Annotated in this window: 17 protein-coding genes; 3 read left to right on the top strand and 14 right to left on the bottom strand. The window is 44.9% G+C overall.

Annotated features, from left to right (window positions below):
• Positions 1-120: 120 nt before the first annotated feature.
• On the top strand, positions 121-918 hold the full coding sequence (locus ACHUFQ_RS14425) for a CPBP family intramembrane glutamic endopeptidase (protein WP_394176547.1): 798 nt from the start codon (positions 121-123) through the stop codon (positions 916-918).
• A 27-nt stretch (positions 919-945) separates the two neighbouring features.
• Here the strand turns inward: ACHUFQ_RS14425 and ACHUFQ_RS14420 are convergent, their stop codons facing one another.
• Both ACHUFQ_RS14420 and ACHUFQ_RS14415 read right to left on the bottom strand, forming a co-directional pair.
• Positions 946-1,440 (bottom strand): gamma-glutamylcyclotransferase family protein, encoded by a 495-nt coding sequence (locus ACHUFQ_RS14420; RefSeq protein WP_394176546.1) that lies wholly within the window; start codon positions 1,438-1,440, stop codon positions 946-948.
• Between the two features lie 27 nt (positions 1,441-1,467).
• A complete protein-coding gene (locus tag ACHUFQ_RS14415) occupies positions 1,468-1,992 on the bottom strand; it encodes a hypothetical protein (RefSeq protein WP_394176545.1) in 525 nt (174 codons plus the stop codon).
• A 94-nt stretch (positions 1,993-2,086) separates the two neighbouring features.
• On the opposite strand from ACHUFQ_RS14415, the gene ACHUFQ_RS14410 reads away from it, so the two are divergent.
• Positions 2,087-2,587 carry a GNAT family N-acetyltransferase gene (locus tag ACHUFQ_RS14410; RefSeq protein ID WP_394176544.1) on the top strand — a complete coding sequence of 167 codons (501 nt, stop codon included), beginning with the start codon at positions 2,087-2,089 and terminating at the stop codon, positions 2,585-2,587.
• Positions 2,588-2,801: 214 nt separating this feature from the next.
• Here ACHUFQ_RS14410 and hutH read toward each other — a convergent pair whose 3' ends face one another.
• From hutH to ACHUFQ_RS14390, 4 genes are all read right to left on the bottom strand, one after another.
• Positions 2,802-4,334 (bottom strand): histidine ammonia-lyase, encoded by a 1,533-nt coding sequence (gene hutH / locus ACHUFQ_RS14405; RefSeq protein WP_394176543.1) that lies wholly within the window; start codon positions 4,332-4,334, stop codon positions 2,802-2,804.
• Between the two features lie 11 nt (positions 4,335-4,345).
• Positions 4,346-6,025: a urocanate hydratase gene (gene hutU / locus ACHUFQ_RS14400; RefSeq protein ID WP_394176542.1), complete on the bottom strand. Its 1,680-nt coding sequence runs from the start codon at positions 6,023-6,025 to the stop codon at positions 4,346-4,348.
• Positions 6,026-6,040: 15 nt separating this feature from the next.
• The gene (hutC, locus tag ACHUFQ_RS14395; protein ID WP_394176541.1) at positions 6,041-6,745 is read right to left on the bottom strand and encodes a histidine utilization repressor; all 705 of its coding nucleotides are present in this window, start codon (positions 6,743-6,745) and stop codon (positions 6,041-6,043) included.
• A gap of 475 nt (positions 6,746-7,220) precedes the next feature.
• The gene (locus ACHUFQ_RS14390; protein WP_394176540.1) at positions 7,221-8,399 is read right to left on the bottom strand and encodes an acyl-CoA dehydrogenase; all 1,179 of its coding nucleotides are present in this window, start codon (positions 8,397-8,399) and stop codon (positions 7,221-7,223) included.
• Positions 8,400-8,597: 198 nt separating this feature from the next.
• On the opposite strand from ACHUFQ_RS14390, the gene ACHUFQ_RS14385 reads away from it, so the two are divergent.
• The gene (locus ACHUFQ_RS14385; RefSeq protein WP_394176539.1) at positions 8,598-8,972 is read left to right on the top strand and encodes a DUF3224 domain-containing protein; all 375 of its coding nucleotides are present in this window, start codon (positions 8,598-8,600) and stop codon (positions 8,970-8,972) included.
• A gap of 277 nt (positions 8,973-9,249) precedes the next feature.
• Here the strand turns inward: ACHUFQ_RS14385 and ACHUFQ_RS14380 are convergent, their stop codons facing one another.
• The 8 genes from ACHUFQ_RS14380 to ACHUFQ_RS14345 all read right to left on the bottom strand — a co-directional run bounded on the left by ACHUFQ_RS14380 (position 9,250) and on the right by ACHUFQ_RS14345 (position 19,530).
• The gene (locus tag ACHUFQ_RS14380) at positions 9,250-10,248 is read right to left on the bottom strand and encodes a HupE/UreJ family protein (protein WP_394176538.1); all 999 of its coding nucleotides are present in this window, start codon (positions 10,246-10,248) and stop codon (positions 9,250-9,252) included.
• Between the two features lie 5 nt (positions 10,249-10,253).
• Positions 10,254-11,087 carry a peptidyl-prolyl cis-trans isomerase gene (locus ACHUFQ_RS14375; protein WP_394176537.1) on the bottom strand — a complete coding sequence of 278 codons (834 nt, stop codon included), beginning with the start codon at positions 11,085-11,087 and terminating at the stop codon, positions 10,254-10,256.
• A 51-nt stretch (positions 11,088-11,138) separates the two neighbouring features.
• Positions 11,139-13,049, bottom strand: coding sequence for a DUF3604 domain-containing protein (locus tag ACHUFQ_RS14370; RefSeq protein ID WP_394176536.1), 1,911 nt, complete (start codon positions 13,047-13,049; stop codon positions 11,139-11,141).
• Positions 13,050-13,295: 246 nt separating this feature from the next.
• Positions 13,296-13,763 carry a hypothetical protein gene (locus ACHUFQ_RS14365; protein ID WP_394176535.1) on the bottom strand — a complete coding sequence of 156 codons (468 nt, stop codon included), beginning with the start codon at positions 13,761-13,763 and terminating at the stop codon, positions 13,296-13,298.
• Between the two features lie 34 nt (positions 13,764-13,797).
• A complete protein-coding gene (locus tag ACHUFQ_RS14360; protein ID WP_394176534.1) occupies positions 13,798-14,835 on the bottom strand; it encodes an ABC transporter ATP-binding protein in 1,038 nt (345 codons plus the stop codon).
• A 12-nt stretch (positions 14,836-14,847) separates the two neighbouring features.
• Positions 14,848-16,668 carry an ABC transporter permease gene (locus tag ACHUFQ_RS14355; RefSeq protein ID WP_455342392.1) on the bottom strand — a complete coding sequence of 607 codons (1,821 nt, stop codon included), beginning with the start codon at positions 16,666-16,668 and terminating at the stop codon, positions 14,848-14,850.
• Positions 16,669-16,784: 116 nt separating this feature from the next.
• A complete protein-coding gene (locus ACHUFQ_RS14350; protein WP_394176533.1) occupies positions 16,785-17,777 on the bottom strand; it encodes an extracellular solute-binding protein in 993 nt (330 codons plus the stop codon).
• A 241-nt stretch (positions 17,778-18,018) separates the two neighbouring features.
• Positions 18,019-19,530, bottom strand: coding sequence for a hypothetical protein (locus tag ACHUFQ_RS14345; RefSeq protein WP_394176532.1), 1,512 nt, complete (start codon positions 19,528-19,530; stop codon positions 18,019-18,021).
• Positions 19,531-19,798 lie beyond the last annotated feature (268 nt).

The raw sequence follows: 19,798 nt of genomic DNA, 5'->3' as shown, positions 1-19,798 counted from the left end.
ATCAATAAAATCTATGTGGTAACTGAACCTCTGCCCTAACTCTGAGTTGTGCACAAACTTAATGTGATTGGTATTATACTGGATGACAGAGCGATAATTTGAATTCAGGGATGAAAAACAATGAATGAAAAACCAACGAAGCCATCAACTGAGTCGGATATGGCCCATGATTTAACGCCAGATAATTCTCGTCATCGGTCAACCGCACAGGAGCACTTAACCGAACACAAATACATCTTCACCACCTTGGGTTGGATGGCATTGTTGTATATTCCGACTTTGCTGCTGTCAATCGTTGTTGGCATCTATGCAGGCGCGGTGTTAAATATCACCGATATTAATGCCTGGATTATGGATGGGGATGTAACGGCGATGATGGGCATTGGCATGGCAATAGTAACCTTGCCATGGGTGTTTTATGCCGCATACAGAACTCCGGTACCGGATAAAAACGCCCTATTAGGATTGCAGTCTGGACCTTCAGCGAAACAATTGTTGCACTGGGCACTAGTCACAGCGGTCTTTATCGGCATCTGGTGGACGGTAAATGCAACCCTGGAAATTGAAACTCCGGAGTTTATGGTTGGCCTAAAAGCGACAACCGACAATATCTGGCTATTGTTTCTGGCGATTTGTATCGTGGCACCGGTTTTTGAAGAGATTGTGTTTCGAGGGTTTATGTTTGGCAGGCTTGAGCATACGGCGTTGGGTAAGTCGGGCACGGTACTTATTACCGCTACCATTTTCACCTTGATTCATGGCCAGTATAACGCATTGGAATTGACTATGGTGTTTTCTCTGGCGCTGCTGTTGGGCTATTCGCGTTTAAAAACCGGTAATGTTTATGTACCTATTTTTATTCATATGCTGAATAACACGGTTTCCATGGTCACTTTGTATATGTTTGAAGTGGTATGATTTTGAACTGAGAGGGATGCCCTATGTTTAATCATGAATGGCAAATTCTCGAGCATTTCGTACTAAATCTGGATCATCTATCGCATTAATACTGGAAATTTTTCTGTCGACATAAGAGCTAGGTAGATTGGCCTCTTTAGCGCCGATTAACACATGATTTCGATACCAAAAATAAGGGAGCATAGTTGCATCAATATCCGTTGCCACATAAGTGAATGCGGATAGTTTTTGTCCCGAACTGTCGGTGATCACTACCTCTTTAATGTCGTAACCTTTGCCAACACCTTCAACCCAGTCTAAATTCGGTTTTTCCGCTGGGTCGATATCAAATAAAACACCGTAAATTTTGTCATAATCTTCACCGGTAAAGTGAGCATCACATTTTCCCGAACCATCATGACTGGCTTTATGAAAGCGCAGGTCATGCTTTGCAAGAGTACAGGTACCGATGGCTTTGGCACTAGGTACTCTGGCACCTAAACGGGAGATAGACATATTTGAACCGTAGGCGAAATAATACATGGTTTTTCCTTGAGGTTTTGCTAATCGTTAATCAGTGCTGGCAAAAAGCGACTGAATAAATTCCCGCACTGTGATTTCTTCTTGAGTGCGGGGTGGTGGTGGAAATAAAAGGTACATGGGAGCTTCAGGTTTACTTCGCCTTTCTAATAATTCAGTCAATGAATAAATTTTCCAATTGGCAAAGAACGCCAGGCTAGAACGATCTTTCTTGGTTGTATTGTAACTGAGGGTAATTGTAGCTTTATCCAAATATTTTTGATGTAACGTAAAGGTGGAGCGATAATATTCCTCTTGGTAGTCAGCGGTTTCCCTGAAGTCGATATTCATTACCCAATCATTCTCCACCTCTATAGTGACGCTACTCAAATACATATCTTTTTTTCGAATGGGAGAAAGTAACTCAATCGTTTTTATGTCGGGATTTTTGTAGCTTCGCATATCCACATCTAATGTTTTAGCGAAAGGATAAAAGCTAGGTTGCTGATCGCCACAAGATGTAGCTTCAAAACTTATTAATAGCAAAGCTAAAAAATATCTTAACAAAACTGCCATCCCTGTCGAACTTTTATATAGCCAAACTAATAACAAACAATTTATCAGGCAATTACGGCTCTTGCTAGCCAAAACCATCCTAAATTAGGTCATCATGTCTGCAAAAGAGAACAAAGAGTTGAAGGCAATGATCCGCCAAGCAAAACCTGATGATTACCCAGAAATGGATGAACTTTTTCGCTTGTCAGCAACTCGGTTGTGCTGCAATGCTTATACCGAGGAGCAGCTTGAAGGTTGGGCTGGATGTCCCAGGCCAGAGCGATTTATGGAAAATCAAAGTAAAGGGTACCAGCAGTATTTTTTGACACTTGAGAATCAGATTATCGCTTTCGGGATTTTAGATATCGCTAACAGCAAACTGATGGCGTTGTTTGTGCATCCTGATTTTTCAGGGCGAAAAGTTGGTGAAAATATGACGCAATTTTTGCTGCAACAAGCAAAAGATAAAAATCTTAATGTTTTGGCTTTGGATTCATCATTAAATGCTGTCAAGTTTTACAAACGACATGGCTTTTCTGAAACTGGTCGAAGTGTTTTTACAACCCAAAATGGCACGAGCCTGGCACCCGTACAAATGACAAAAAACCTCCGCTAATTATTTATATCTGAATTGAGGATACCCACTATTTTAAAGACTACCAGCAAGTTCGGATATTCATTTGTCTAATTCGAAAAATTAATTGGTGGGTGTCCTAAATCTCTGCCCAGTAGAATATGCCATTCGAAGGAGGAGGGTTTCGAAAGCTTCTTCTTATGCACATACAGAAAAGCCCGGTAAATACCGGGCTTTTTCAATCATTATGCAACCTTTATACGCTTGGAACGGTATTGGTTGGCATTAAATCGTGGGCAAATGCGCTTGCCAATAACTTGCTGGCCGCTTCAATATCCGGAGCAAAGTAACGGTCTTTGTCGTAATAACTAACCTTAGCACGCAATGCTGCTTTAGCCTTTTCAACATTCTCGGAACCCTTGAGTGGCGCGCGAAAATCCAGACCCTGAGCCGCCGCCAGATATTCCACGGCAATCACACCTAAGGTGTTATTCGCCATATCTGCTAAGCGACGACCCGCAAAGGCAGCCATGGACACATGATCTTCCTGATTTGCCGACGTTGGCATACTGTCGACAGATGCAGGATGCGCCAGTGTTTTGTTTTCTGATGCCAGTGCTGCAGAGGTTACCTGAGCAATCATAAAACCAGAATTAACACCGCCATTCTCTACCAAAAATGCCGGTAATTTACTTAGGCTGGCATCGATCAGCAACGCCATACGACGTTCAGATAATGCGCCAATTTCACTGATCGCAATGGCCAGATTATCGGCGGCCATGGCAACCGGTTCCGCATGGAAATTGCCACCGGAAATAAAATCACCATCATCTGCAAATACCAGAGGGTTATCAGTCACACCATTGGCTTCGACTAACAGAACTTCGGCGGCCTGACGAATCTGCGTTAAACAGGCGCCCATTACCTGCGGTTGGCAGCGCAATGAATAAGGATCCTGAACCTTTTCACAATCAATATGCGATTGCGCGATTTCAGAGCTATCACTTAACATATGACGATAGGCCGCTGCGGCATCGATTTGCCCAACTTGGCCACGAATCGCATGGACGCGGTGATCAAAAGGTGCACGTGAACCCATTGCGGCTTCGACACTCATGGCTCCCACCATGGTACTGGACGCATATAAATCCTCAGCCTTAAATAACCCTTCTAGGGAAAACGCCGTAGACGCCTGGGTACCATTTAGTAAGGCCAGGCCTTCTTTTGCAGCAAGAGTCACCGGTGTTAAACCGGCAATTTTCAAGCCTTTAGCGGCGCTGATCACTTGTCCCTTGTGAATCACTTCACCTTCGCCGAGCAAGGGTAAAACCATGTGTGACAATGGTGCTAAATCACCGGAAGCACCGACGCTGCCTTGTTTGGGGACGTATGGATAAACCTGTGCATTGATTAAGCTGATCAGGGCTTCGATTACCGACAGACGAATACCAGAGAAACCGCGAGATAATGAATTTATCTTCAGTACCATCATAAGACGAACCGTTGCTTCATCCATGGGCTCGCCGTAGCCAGCTGCATGACTCAATACGATTGAACGTTGCAGTAACTCTAATTCTTCGGTTTTGATTCGGGTATTGGCCAACAAGCCAAAGCCCGTATTAATCCCATATACCACTTTGTCTTCTCGGATAACGTTCTGAACCGCTTCAGCGCTTTTGTTAATGGCTTCAAAGCAGCTCGGGTCAAGGGATACATTAACCGCTTCACGGCTTACTTTGCGAAGATCGGCTAATGTTAGCTGACCGGAAACGATGTTTAATTTTGACATGGTACGTTTCCTTATTTGTTCGTGATCATCGGCAAATCGAGACCTTGCTCTTTTGCACAATTAATAGCGATATCGTAACCGGCATCGGCATGACGCATGACACCAGTTGCCGGGTCATTCCACAATACGCGGGATAAGCGAGTTTTCGCTGCATCGGTACCATCGGCAACAATCACCACACCGGCGTGCTGGCTAAAGCCCATACCAACACCACCACCATGATGTAAGCTAACCCAGGTTGCACCACCTGATGTGGATAAAAGGGCGTTCAATAACGGCCAGTCAGATACGGCATCGGAACCGTCTAACATGCTTTCTGTTTCACGGTTTGGTGAAGCAACAGAGCCTGAATCTAAATGATCGCGACCAATAACAACAGGCGCTTTTAGCTCACCGTTTTTCACCATTTCATTGAATGCCAGTGCCAGACGAGCACGATCTTTAAGGCCTACCCAGCAAATGCGAGCCGGCAGTCCCTGGAAAGCGATGCGTTCTCTAGCCATATCCAACCAGTTATGTAAGTGCGGGTTATCCGGGATAAGCTCTTTAACTTTTGCATCAGTTTTGTAAATATCTTCAGGATCTCCTGAAAGTGCGACCCAACGAAATGGTCCGATACCTTCACAAAATAATGGACGAATATAAGCAGGTACAAAACCCGGAAAATCAAAGGCGTTTTTCACACCTTCTTCTAATGCCATCTGACGAATATTATTACCATAATCTGTGGTTGCAGCGCCCATGGCTTGCAGGTCGAGCATTGCCTGAACCTGAACGGCCATGGATTGTTTTGCCGCTTTGACTACCGCAGCTTCGTCTTTAGCTCGCATGTTGGCGGCATATTCCATGGTCCAACCCTGGGGCAGGTAGCCGTTTAAAGGATCATGCGCTGAGGTTTGATCGGTTACCACATCTGGTGTGACTCCACGTTTTACCAGCTCAGGGAATACGTCTGCGGCATTGCCTAAAAGTCCAACCGATATCGCTTTACCATCACTGATAGCTTCATCAATCATGCTTAATGCTTCATCAAGCGTGGTGGCTTTCTTATCGACGTAGCGAGTTTTTAAACGAAAATCGATTCGGGTTTCATCACATTCCACCACTAACGCACAAAATCCTGCCATGGTTGCGGCTAATGGTTGTGCACCACCCATGCCACCAAGGCCACCAGTGAGTACCCACTTACCTGTGGCGTCACCATTAAAATGTTGATTCGCCATCGCCGCGAAGGTCTCATATGTCCCCTGAACGATGCCCTGTGAGCCAATATAAATCCAGGAACCAGCGGTCATCTGGCCGTACATCATTAAGCCTTTTTTATCTAACTCATTAAAGTGTTCCCAGTTACCCCAGGTAGGTACCAGGTTAGAGTTAGCGATCAACACACGAGGCGCATCACTGTGAGTTTTAAATACACCAACCGGTTTGCCCGATTGGATCAGTAAGGATTCATCATCTTCCAGGCGATTCAATACTTCGATAATCTTGTCATAACACGCCCAGTTTCGAGCGGCTCGGCCAATACCACCGTAAACAACTAAAGATTGCGGATGCTCGGCAACTTCTGGATCTAAGTTGTTCATTAACATACGTTTAGCCGCTTCGGTCAGCCAGCTTTTTGCGGTGATTTCGCTACCGCGATCGGCACGAATAACACGTGATTTATCGAGACGAGGGTCTGAAGACATGATCTCTCCTACTACTTAATTAAAAACAGAATGCCCACCAAGGCGATAACGATCCCCTGGTGAGGTTAAAATGGCGAATGACACCACACCGGTTCTGGACCAGGTGCGGCGTTTTATTTGTAAACAGGCGGATTGCTCTGGCGTTTGCAAGTATTCACAAACCTCGCCTTTGGCAACGACCGCGTAAATTTCCTGGCTGGCCTCGGTCAGGGGCGCAACGTTTGACAGGTATTCATGGGGAGTTATCCGATGGAAATCTTGTTCCCCGTAGTCCGGTAATAAGCCAGCATCAACAAAGCGTTGTTCCAGTTGCACCGGCAGGTCATTATTTTTATGCAATATAAGCGACTGAAACACTTTGCTGCCGATTGCTATGTGCAGGTTGTTGGCGATTTCTTCATTGGCTGCAAGGGAAGTAAGCTGCAATAATTGCGCAGAATAATCCCCGCCATTTTCATTAATTTCATCTTTGATACTGCGGATTTGCAACACCGACGACTGAGACTTGAAGCTGGCGACAAAGGTACCGGCACCTTTAGCTCGGCTAAGCACACCTTCTTCGGTGAGCTCCTGCAATGCCCGGCGGGCAGTCATTCTTGAAACCTGAAACTGATCAGCCAGTTCATTTTCTGAAGCCACACGCGCCAATTCAGGTAATTCACCAGATTCAATCTGACCACGGATATGATCTTTAATTTGGGTAAATTTTGGCGTGGTCATAACAGCGTCGCACCTTTTTTGACAATATCGTTGAAGCCATCGTCACATGAATTATATAGCATAGAGCAAAATCTGAAGGGAATTCACTTGTATATACATCTTGTGTGCCGAGGATCATAGACGATCTTTCTTGTATATACAAGTTGTAGGTCAGAGCAATGTGCTTACACAATTAATCCCATATAAATATAGGCAATATCCAGGTGTCTTTTTTGGGTGTGATTGGTGGTTAGGTTAAGTTGCCTGTCTTGGCACGCGAGATTGAGATTGGTATAACCCCTTCAGGTCGCTCGGCAATTTGCAGGTGTTACAACAGGGATTAAGGAAGGCTAAAATACTGAATCTGGTGTTGCTATTAATGAGTTTGGTCACTGCTTATTGTTTTTGGCGCAATTGTTTTTGGTGTGGTTGTTTTAGGCGTTGTTGTTTTAGGGGCTTGGTAAACCCATAGCCCCACAGCCATGTTGTCAGAGCATCAAAAGAACGCCTGCAATCCCGTTTGTGCACGACCTAAGATCAAAGCGTGAATATCGTGGGTGCCTTCGTAAGTATTTACCGTTTCCAGATTGATCATATGGCGAATTACATGGAATTCATCAGCAATCCCGTTGCCGCCGTGCATATCGCGGGACATGCGGGCAATCTCAAGGGCTTTACCGCAGTTATTGCGTTTTACCATTGATATCATCGTCGGATCAAAATCTTTATCATCAATCAAACGACCGACTCGCAAAGATGCCTGTAAGCCCAAGGTGATTTCGGTTTGCATATCCGCCAGCTTTTTCTGAAATAGCTGAGTCTGAGCCAAAGGTTTATTAAACTGATGGCGATCCAAACCATACTGACGTGCTCGATGCCAGCAATCTTCCGCGGCGCCCATAGCGCCCCAGGAAATTCCATAACGTGCCATATTCAAACAACTGAATGGGCCGCGTAATCCGCGTACGTCCGGGAACATGTTTTCTTCAGGAACCAACACATTATCCATGACGATCTCACCGGTAATCGAGGCTCTTAAACTCATCTTGCCTTCAATCTTTGGTGCCGATAGCCCGGACATGCCTTTTTCAAGGACAAAGCCGCATATCTGGTTATCATGGGCGTCGCTTTTGGCCCAGACTACAAATACATCGGCAATCGGCGAGTTCGTGATCCACATCTTGCTACCTGTTAGCTGGTAACCGCCGGCTACCTTTTTCGCCCGGGTTTTCATGCCCGCAGGGTCGGAACCTGCATCCGGTTCGGTTAGGCCGAAACAACCAATCCACTCGCCGCTGGCAAGTTTCGGTAAGTATTTTTGTTTTTGTGCTTCACTGCCCCAGGTGTATATCGGGTGCATCACCAAGGACGATTGCACACTCATCGCGCTACGGTAACCAGAATCGACTCTTTCCACTTCACGAGCAACTAAGCCGTAGGATACGTATGAAACCCCAGAGCATCCGTAGCCATCGATGGTCGCGCCAAGTAGGCCAACCTCGCCAAACTTACGCATTATGTTGGCATCGAAGTGCTCTTCACGATTTGCCATTAAAATGCCAGGTTGTAATTGCTCCTGACAAAAATCCCGAGCCATATCGCGGATCATCCGTTCATCTTCACTCAATTGTTTATCAAGTAAAAGAATATCTTCCCAGTTTGATTGTGTGCTCATAGACCCTTTCTCAATGCCGTGTACCTTGTTTTATTATGAGGTGAAAATTTATTAAAATCATCTTGATATGCGATTCAAACCATTTAATGATGTAACATTATTTTGACTGTTTGCTGATCCGTTGACCAGTTTCATGAACTATGTAGAGGTCGTGTGTTTCAGTGACATAGCATTTTTCATTCATCATTGAGGAAGCGTATGAAAGCGACAGGGAATTTTGAGATCACCATGGAACCACAAGCGGATGATATAGCGCCAGTAGGTCGGATTATCATCACTAAAACCTATGCTGGCGATCTAAGTGGGATAGGCAATGGTCAAATGATCAGTAAACGGACAGCCGATGGTCATGCGGCCTATGCAGCTATCGAGGAATTTACCGGAACTTTGGCGGATAAAAAAGGGGGCTTTACTCTATTGCATCAAGGACTGATGTCTCCTGACTCTCAACAGTTGCAGATTCAAATTGTTGAAGGCTCCGGTCATGGCGCACTAACCGGAATAACAGGCACCCTTGACATTATTCAGTCGGAGCAGGGGCATAGTTATCAATTGCATTACGAATTCAGCTAATTTGAAATATAGGGCAGGAAATGGTCCTCTCACTAACTCCCTACGGGGAGTTTTAGAGGCGTTTATCCTGTGTTACTGATTTTGGCTGGTTTTGGCTGTTTTTGAGAGCGGAATAACCATTCTCTGCAATCAAAGCCTTGTCTAAAAGCCTTTAAATTCTCACTGAGTGAGCAATAATTTTATGTGATTGGTATAAGCACTGCATAAGAAATTACCGGGTCATTCTGTAAACGAGTCAATGACTCGTTACCGCGAAAAAGCATCGATTATGCTCAAGCTAAAGTATGGGTAAGCGTTGCATAAACCAGACGCTTGCCACGGTGCCTATGATATATGCGGGGATAAGCCTGCCTGGATAAAGCCAATTGTTCGGTAATTTTCTAAGCATTCGGGTACACAACAGTACGCTCGCAATGAAAAATATTTGACCAAATTCCACGCCGATATTAAATGCCAGTAAGGCGATAATGACTTCATTTTCAGGGATGCCTATCTCACCCAGTGCACCAGCAAAGCCCATACCATGCAATAAACCAAAACTTAACGACACCAGCCAGGGATACTGGGCGGTAATACTGGGTTTATGGCGGTGAATTAAAACCATTTCTCGCGCTAGAAATACAATAGACAGGGCGATAATTGTCTCGACTGCCCTTGACGGCAAACTGAACCAGTGGAGGGTTACCGCGGCCAGAGTCAGGCTGTGGGCAAAGGTGAAAAATGTAATCGTCCAGATCAGTTTATTTACACTCGGGATTATGAGTATTAATGCCAGAACGAACAGCAAATGATCCAAACCGATAAGAATATGCTCAAACCCTAACGCAAGGTAATTAACGATGACCGTCATGGTCGATGGTTCGAGCGTATCCGGTACCTGATATTGAGTCATTTCGGTGTTTAAAATCGCATTGTGCAATGCTCCCGAGGGACTGATAAACCGTACGATAAGGTCGTAATTGGATCCTTGAAGACCATCGACTTGCATTGCCATGCCAGCCAGCCCTGATGAGCGAGAGATTTTCCATATTTGCAGATGTGCTGCACCCTGCATGTGTTGAATAGGTTCAGATATATTTTGAGTCTGTGGATCAAACGTTACAGTTAACATCGGCATTTGCTGTTGCTTAACCGGGACTTTTAGCGTCACCTGATAGATAGCGTCCTGTTGCCATTCAACTGTTAATGACGCGGGGCGAAAATCATCGGCGCGGACAACAAAACTTACAATAACGGTCAGACAAAACGTTAGCAGTAAGCGCGTAAGAGTAGTCAACCTGGTCAATGGCCATCTCCGTAAATTTCTGGCCAGGAAACCTTAATCTCATAGTCCTGCAACAGGGTCTGTTCATAGGCTTTTTTGAACACTTGAGCCTTTTGATATTGCCAGTCCAATGTGACTTTACGTTTAATCTTTACTATCGGGATGGGCGCTTTGACTTGATATTGATGGACTCGCACAAAGTGCTTACCGTAACTTGAGGTTATCGGACCAATCCATTGCTGCAACGGAAGCTGAGTGATCTTCTGGGCAAAATAGTTACCAAACTGTTCGCTAATATCCTCAAGTGACGCGTTGTTTACACTGGCAGGTAGGAGACTATGATCGCCAGTTGGGATCTCACCTTGTTCGATTCGAGTTTGTTGAGTGGCGATAACCTGAGTAAATTCTGCTTGTGGTCGATCATCTGAGATAAATATTTGTTCAAAACTGAGTAAGGCCGGGGTCTGGTAACGCTCGATATTCTGATGATAAAACAGCGATAATTGCTCGTCGTTTGGGCTGGAAAGGGTTGCCATTTCATCCAGCAAATATTCCATTTTCTGACGCAGTCGGCGGTCAATAACCCGATCGTTTTGTTGTAACCCTAGCTTGCGGGCCTGGTGCAAATATACTTGGTTTAAGGCATAACTTTGCACGGCGATATCTAACTCTTGCTGAGTTGGAGGCCTATCATTGCGTCTAGCAAAATCATTGCTTAACTGTTCTATTCTGCCGCTAGAAACTCGAATTTCCTGAGTGTTTGAGGAAGCGTCGTCGGCGGTAAAATAGACGATGATCACCGCCAGTATTAAGAAGTGAGTTAACGGCTCTGTTATTATTTTCTTGAGCATAGTTTGATGACCTTGGCCGGCATATTAACCGGCCTTTAAGTAGCACTCTGTTTATTGTGGTGTATACCAAATTGGTGACGAATAAGCTCGCTCCTGCGCAAACAATTCCGCGTCTTTAGGAACATCCGCGCCAAGGCGAACCTTGTCATATAAAACCCAGCGAGGCGTTGGAATTTCAATGACGCGCACATAGTAAAAAGCAGATTCTTCAGGATTGAAGTCAGGATCGGTCCACACCGTGGCTAATTGTGTATCACCGATGCTATTGCTCCAGGTCGCCGTTTTTACATCGACGGTATTGCCAACAGGTTCTTTACAGCGCCCGTCAGAGTCAATGTCGCGATCATCGGAAACCGCCACATCATAAATACGCTCGTGAAGTTTTCCATCTTGATCTAGCCAACCCTTTATCACCTGTACCCGGTCAAGGTTGCCGCTTAATGGATCTTTCATCGCCGACACCATAAAGCTCGGCGCTTTTGCACCATCGTTAGCGGGTAAGTCACCGCCCATGGGCACGCCTTTCTCATAGCCTATTGCGGGTGCATTACTACCATGCACATCGTCATCTGAATAGTTCCAGCCGCCAAAGAAACGGACAATCATTCTCGGCCCTGTTGTCGCGTAAGTTTCTTTACGCTCAATGGCATCATATAGCGCTGCTCGGGTATTTTCACTGGCCCAAACTCCGGTATAGCCAGACGAGACAATTTTGTATCCTTCGATGGCACCCATCTCATTTTCAATAAATGGATGAGCGATGCGATCCGGACTTGGCTCAACACTCACCGACTTACCGAAAAAGTTATCTTCATCGGCGGTCGCCAAAGACGTGTGGGTATCGGTAGCACCACCAACACCAAATTTATAGGGATTGACGCCGAGTTGCTGTTCTAGCAATAGCCCTTGTTTCAATGCTTCTCTGCCGTACTCCCCTTTGAGCATTGCTGGTTTTTTCAATTCCGATAAATCCAGATTGCCCACATCCCAGTTTTCATAGTCAGCAAATTCATCATCTGGCGATAAGTGCGGGTGTGCTTCACCATCACCTTTAATTTGGGTGATTTCGTAATGGGGTTCCCATTTGGCCCGTTCGGCAACATAAGCTTTATCTACTTTACCGCCATGATAGGTATCTGTAGTCGGGAACATCCAGCCATTGGATAAGTTGCCGTTATGGGCAAAGGCAAACGCCTTACCGCCGGTTTTACTGTGGTAGTCTTCCAGCCATTTGTATAAAGATTTAGGGTTGGTATCACCACTCGGTGCCTGCGTAGTCGCGGGCACGACCTGCAGGGCCTTTTCGGCATTGTCGCGAAAGATAACATTGCGATGCAAGTTAAAACCTTTCGGCACTGAGGTCCATTCAAAACCAATAAAGGCGGTAAACAAACCCGGTTCATTATGCTTGTCTGCCGCTTCGACAATGTCTTTCCAGACGCCATTAAAGACATCGGAGCCGGGACTGTAGTCTTCAACAAACTCTTTGGGCAGCGTCATTTGCGAGAAATTCTGAATCAAATCAAACGCCGCTTTACCGGCTTCTTGCCCGCCTTTTTTAAACGCTTCATGATATTCACGGCCTTTATCGACCGCTAATATGTTGTCACTACCATTTTTAATGTCATCGGCGATGCCCATCAGATCGGTGTGATCGGTAATGATCATCCAATCGAGAGGGCGGGCGAGACGTACCGGTAAACCGGTGGATGAAGTGATTTTCTCCCCTTTGGCAAATCGATAGGCTTCGTCCAGACCAACGGTATTACCAAATAAGCCAGCATCCAGAGACAATCCAGTATGCACATGGGTGTCTCCCCAATAAACGCGAGATGGGATGTCGGAACTAGCTGGAAGAGAGTAGTTTTTATTTGATTCTGAGGGGGGCGATGACGAGGCGAATGCGGTTGAGACGATTGAGCTTAAAATGCTGACAAATATTAAGCTATGTTTAAAATTCATGGTCCACCTCAGCGAGTTTTCTTTGAAATATTAGCTTAGTACAATTTTGTGTTTATGCCGTTTATCCGCGAAAAGCTGACGTAGAATCAGTAAATTAACGACGCAATAGCATTATTTTCTAGTCGTGGAAAGGACCGCGTTTTGCCTATTCGCGAGCAAAAGCTGATTAACAAGGAAGACGGCTAAGAAAAAGTCCGAAATGACGGCGAAACCGGGTTAGATACTATCCCTAAAGCAGGGAAGTATCTATCTGGCTTGAATAAATTCTAACTTTACCGGGACCTTTTCCGGCAGCACTCGAGTTGAGTGAAATTGCTGCAGTTTCCACCCTTTGTTGGTTTTCACAACCACAACACTTTCAAGCCAGGTCAAAACGTTTGGATTATTACCTTTACCAATGTTGGATTGGGTCCAGTAGTTAAACAGAGCCAGATCTTCACGGATATCGCTTGATATTATGTGATACGCGTTGATGCGTGGAATTGGCCCTTTGACAATACTAAGTAACATATCTGTGTCCCAAACTTCTCCCTGTTCCAGCAAGATAAAGTCGGGAGCTACTGATCTTTTCACCTTTTCTTTGTCGCCCTCTGACAGACCTGTAAAGATATCAATGACCGGCTGAAACGCCGTCGGGAAATCGTTGTTGGCCGTTGCCTGTGCAAAGGGGCTGAACAACCAAGTGGTGACTAACAAACAAAGAGTGAATCGCATCGTCATTTCTCTAAACGTTAATTTAACCCGGGAACTAAGGTTGGTTTGTTAACAATAGGTGTTCGGCGGCAAAAAACAATGTGATGTCATCACCAGGGATAATTGTTTGCTGACTATCCAGATAAAATGCGATCCGTTGTTGATCGCAACGTACGTATACCGTGATTTGCCTACCGTAAAAGGTCGTCGACTCTACGGTGCCGTGAATTGACAGGTTGTGAGTGTCGCTGATCTTGTTTAATGCCAGGTTTTCGGGTCGGATCAATAACGTTTGTTGCGTGACATCAAAATGATGGCCGAAAATTTTTGTTAGCTGAATTTGCGTATCGTCAGGCAGATTTTGAACCGCAATTTCATTTAATGGCCCCATAAATCGAGCTACGAAAGCGCAATTGGGTTCCTGATACAGAGTTTGAGGTGCACCCGTTTGTTGGATCTTACCATTTTCCATTAAAGCAATCGTATCAGCGAAGCCAAATGCTTCATCTTTGCTGTGAGAGACAAAAATGGCCGCCACACCGGAACGCTTAATGATGTCTCTGATTTGGCTAATTAAGTCAAATTTTACCTTGGCATCGATATTAGAAAACGGCTCGTCCAACAGCAGCAAATCGGGTTGGTAGGCTAGCGCCCGAGCCAGAGCAACACGCTGCTGCTGACCACCGGATAACTGATGCGGGTACTTTTCACCGATATTTGGCAGTTGCACCAGGTCGAGCATTTCTGTCGTCCGGGCTTGGCGTGCACTTTTACTCAACTTGCGCAGACCGTAAGCGATATTATCGTTGACAGTTAAGTGTGGAAATAGCGCATAGTCCTGAAATAACATACCTAGGTTTCGGTGTTCGGGAACAACCTGATGGTTAGCGGAATTAACGACATTGCCGTTTATTACAATGTCGCCACTGTCGGTCTTAATCAATCCGGCAATGGTTTTCAATAACGTGGTTTTTCCACAGCCGCTAGAGCCGAGCAAACAAACGATTTCACCTTCGCTGACAGTAAGATCGACGCCATGCAAGACGGTTTGATGTTGATAGCTGACGTTAAGCTGATTAATGACCAATACCATATCGCGACTCCGTTACCTTAATGCCACATCACATGACTGTGATGCTGCCTGTTTTCGGGCAGTATTGTTTGAAGGATTGTTTAAGTGATTGCTTTTGTGAATGCCTGAATTCGAATCTGAGTTATTGTCAGATTTATCATCAGAGTTATCATCAGCGCTATCACTTTTGCTAAAGCGCGTAGACTGTTGTGACATGCGATTGACGATAAGTAAGGGAATAAGACCCAAAATTACGATACTTAGAGCTGCCAATGATGCCTGTTCGAGTTGTTCATCGCTAACGTATTGATAGACATAGGTAGCGAGCGTTTCAAAGCCAAACGGGCGTAGCAATAAAGCCGCAGGCAATTCTTTCATCGACTCTATAAATACCAGCAATCCGCTGGTCAATAAAATGCGTTTCAATAACGGTAAATGAATGTGCATGGCGGTGCGGGTAAATCCGCTGCCCATTGAACGGCTTGCCTGATCCAGGTGCGGCGAAATATTGCCCATACTTTCCTGAACGGCGCCAATAGGAATGGCGCAAAAACGCACCACGTAAGCAAAGACTATGGCAAATGTTGTGCCCGTTAAAAACAACCCCGGTTGCCAGTCAAACCATTGTTCAAGAATATCATTTCCCCATAACTCCAGTGCTGTCATGGGAATAATCACCCCGATCGCCAGCACCGTTCCCGGTAACGCGTATCCCATACTGGCTAACTGGCCTGGAAACTGCTGTGACCATTTACGGCTTTGTTGGGTATTTTGCTGGGACTGGCGCGCGCCAAAATTTATGATGAGCGCGATGACTACAGCGAAGATAGCTGCGAGTAGCGCAATGAGCAGGCTTTTACCGCCAAAGGTAATGAAATCCTGATTCCAGACTTGATCATGGTAATCTATGATAAATCCACATAGTACCAAGGTAGGTAAAATGAAGCCGGCAAACAGAATCAGACTCGCAAACGCGGTGGCTAACGCACCTTTAAATCCGGTTAAATGGTACAGTTCACTGTTTTCGAAACTATCATTGCGGGCGTAATTCTGTTTATCGATACGTTGCCTTTTTTCTACCGCAAGCAATAGAAATATCATCAATAACATTAATACCGATAATTTTGCCGCAGCTGGCAGGCTGTAATAACCTAGCCAGGTGTCATAAACCGCCGTTGTCATGGTGTTAATCGCAAAGTAATGCATGGTGGCAAAATCCGCCAAGGTTTCCATACCCACTAATGCAAGAGCGGCAACGATAATTCCGCGTGTCTGCGGCACGCTAATACGCCAGAAACTCTGCCAGGGAGTGTCCCCTAACAGTCTGCTGGCCTGCAGTTGTACCAGATTATTTTGCGAAAATGCAGTGCGCAAAAATAAGTACACATAAGGGTAGAGTACTAGGGCCAATATAACGCTCGCACCTGGGAGCGTACGGATATCAAAGAACCAGTAATCGTCTGGATTTTGCCAGCCAAAGACATTGCGCAACCAGATTTGTACGGGACCGGCATAATCGAAAAAATCGCTGTAGACATAGGCAACGATATAGGCCGGCATTGCCAGCGGCAACACTAATGCCCAGGAGAAAAAACGCTTGCCTGGGAATTTGCACATGGCGACTAACCAAGCCAGTGGCAAACCTATCAATAAACTTAACGAACAAACACCGATTAACATCCACACCGAATTGCTGATGTAATCAAATAACACCGTATCGGCTAATTGCGCAAAAATGCCATCGGAACTGTCCAGTGCCGTTAATATCAGCGCCAGAGTCGGGGCAAGGATAATGGCAACGATAAAAAAGCTGCCAATCTGCCAGGGGCGTTTTACGGTTTTTATTATCGACAAGTGCGTTTTCCGTTCTGATAAATGTATTATTTTTTATTCGAGTTCATAAAAAAGGGATGACGCAATCGTCATCCCCAACAGCAGTTTCTGCAGTAATCCCCGATCAAACGAGTGAATTATAAATCAAACTTAACCTGATCGAGAAGACGTAATGCCGCACTACGATATTTGGCCGCTTCGCTAATTGCAATGCTGTCCACTTTAAACTCACCCCAGGAAGCAACAAGATCAGATAACTCGACCCCTTCTTTTACCGGATATTCGTAGTTTACCGACGCATACATAGATTGAGCCGTATCTTGTGTCAGGAACTCAATCAGTTGTAGCGCGCTTTGTGCGTTTTTGCTGTGCTTGGTTAGTACAACACCACTAACATTCACATGTGTACCACGGTTATTCTGGTTAGGGAAGTTTATGTTAACGGCTTCTGCCCAGGATTTCTGGTTTTCATCGGTAAGCATGTTACCCAAATAATAGCTATTGCCTAGCGATACGCTACACAAGCCTTCTTTGATAGCTTTCACCTGACCGCGGTCATTACCTTGCGGGCGACGTGCCAGGTTTTCTTTAACGCCTTGTAACCATTCAAGGGTTTTCGCTTCACCGTGATGAGCAATCATAGAAGAAACCAGACCCAGGTTGTAAGGGTGTTTGCCGCTACGAGTACAGATTTGACCTTTGTACTCTGCGCTCGCTAAATCTTCGTAGTTAATATCGGATTTATCGCCTAACGTTTTGGCACTATAAATGGCACGAGCACGTTTGGTTAAAGAAACCCAATTATCGCTGCGAAACTGAGCAGGCACATTTTTGTTTACTTCGTCACTGCTGATTTTTTGCGTTAATCCCGCATCTTCAAGCTGCAACAAAGAAGCAAAGTTAGAAGTCAATACGATATCCGCTGGGCTAAACTTCCCTTCACGTTGCAAACGCTCAACCAAGCCACTTTTTGCAAAAACGACATGGGTTTTAATACCGGTTTGTTCGGTGAACTTTTCCAGAATGGGTTCAATCAGGAATGGTTGACGATAAGAGTATATGTTTACTTGCTCTGCCAGAGCGTTAAATGCACTGCCCATCAAAGCAGCAGCTAAAATGATCTTTTTCATAGTCGACAGTTTTATTGTTAGTTAATGAGAATAATTATCATTAGCATAGCAATTATGCTGTTTCAACTCTAGCACTAATTAACAAAATTACCGAACATTTTTGATAACCATATCATTTACTAAGGCTCACTGCGGTCGTTGCACCGCAATGAGTCTCTAACCAATAAACCCCCTTTTCTGACCATAAAAGGTGTATAAAAAGGACCCCCTGGTCTGCGAAGCCACCAGGGAGCCAAGCGCATTATTGGTTTTGGTTGGTAAACGTCATTCGGTAACCGCTGCTGGCGTTATCGTCACGCTCGAGCAGAATAAATTGATTTTGACTGTCTTCATCCAACACCAGTAATTCAGATGCAAGGATGATATCGCTGCTATCATCTTGCGTGACGGCATATACCTCATATGTATTGTTGGTCAAAGTGATCTCTGCAGGTGTTGCAAACCAGGCGGTGCGCCAGTGCACCGCTGTCTCGATAAGTTCATCGCTGCGCACGAAATACAAACGGATACTGGCATAATCGTCATGATTCACCAGGTTTAGCAATTGCAAATTATGTTGGTAAAGGGATTCATTAAGGTTGTTTTCAACCACCATCGATTGAATTTTTACGTCGATTTCATCAACATATCCGTCACCATCTTCATCAACGTCACCATCGCCGTCGTAATCGACGTTTTCTTCGTTCAAGTAGAAAAATACGGTTTTATATGCATTCTCGCTTAGTGTCAGCAAGTGGTTGCTAAGCAGAGGTTGGTCGCTGTCTGAGGCAACTAAGTCAATACTATAGTCCCCTCGCTGCGCCGAATAAACATCACTATATGTACCAATTTGTAGGGAGTCGATGGCAATCTCATCACCCAGGGTTGTGAGGTTGGTGGTGATTTGGCCTGTATACCCGGGGAGTAACTCATGGGTTTCAATACCATTGTAAATTCGAAGTTGACCGGTTTCACCATCGTGCGCCAAAGCCAAAAAACTCGATGCGGAAAGAATATCGATACTAAATTCTGATTCGCCGATACCATGACTGGGCTTGATCATGAAAAGGTATTGATTTGAATAAGGGAAATTTACCGAATCTGACTGAAATAAAACTTCATCGCTATCAGGTAAGGTTAAATAAAAGATATATTCTTCCTGTGTTAGCTTGATATTGTCGCTCATTTGCTGATATTCAAACTGAGTTACGGGCATCGACTCATTAAATGTTTCATTGGCCAGGGAAATGTGTAATTGCAAGCTGTTAAACTGATTATGTAGATTCAATATTGACAGGTTGAATAAGGATTCTTCGTCGTCATTTTCATCATCAATGATCGGGAGATGGTATTGCAGTAGAGTAGAATTGCTGATATCCCCGTCTAAAACAAACAAGGTCAGTTGCTCTTGTTCAATCGATACTTGTGTTTCATGCAATAGGGTTAAATCATCGCGTGATGATGAATCGTCACTTTGCCATGCAAATTCAAGGTAGTAAGTTTTTGTTTCTAACTCTCGGGTTGCGGAAGCTTCGCCATAGCCGTTATACTGGTATGTTGCTTCGAACGCATCCTCATCTTCATCCTCCAGATCTTCGTCTATGGTAAAAAATATGTCTGGGGAATTACTCGAAGCATTGTAGAATTTGATTGCCCCGTAATCGTTTGAATCATCTTCTTCACCGGTACATGCTGTTAATGTAACCATCATTGCTCCGAGAAAAAGTAATTCACTCGTTCGACTTCGAACCCTTCGAATCAGTGTATCGCGCATTATATATCTCCATTGATTTGTTATTGTCGATGCCGGAAAAACACTTGAATATCGGCTTCCGGCGTTCAATGGAGTGCGATTCTACCCTTCAAGTTCCTCGCAATAACGTGCCTTTACCTAACTTTACATAACGTGATGGGCAGTTGACGCAATCTTGACAAAACGCAAGTGCGACCGACGTTTTTATGTACTGTTAGCAATATTTAAATCAATGCACGGCAAATCCTATTGCCGTTTTTGCGGAACCGGCGTTGGTGAACTTTACTTA

The sequence above is a fragment of the Thalassotalea litorea genome, from assembly GCF_043642205.1.
Classification (GTDB): Bacteria; Pseudomonadota; Gammaproteobacteria; order Enterobacterales; family Alteromonadaceae; genus Thalassotalea_A; species Thalassotalea_A litorea.
This window is presented reverse-complemented; position numbering and strand designations above follow the sequence as displayed.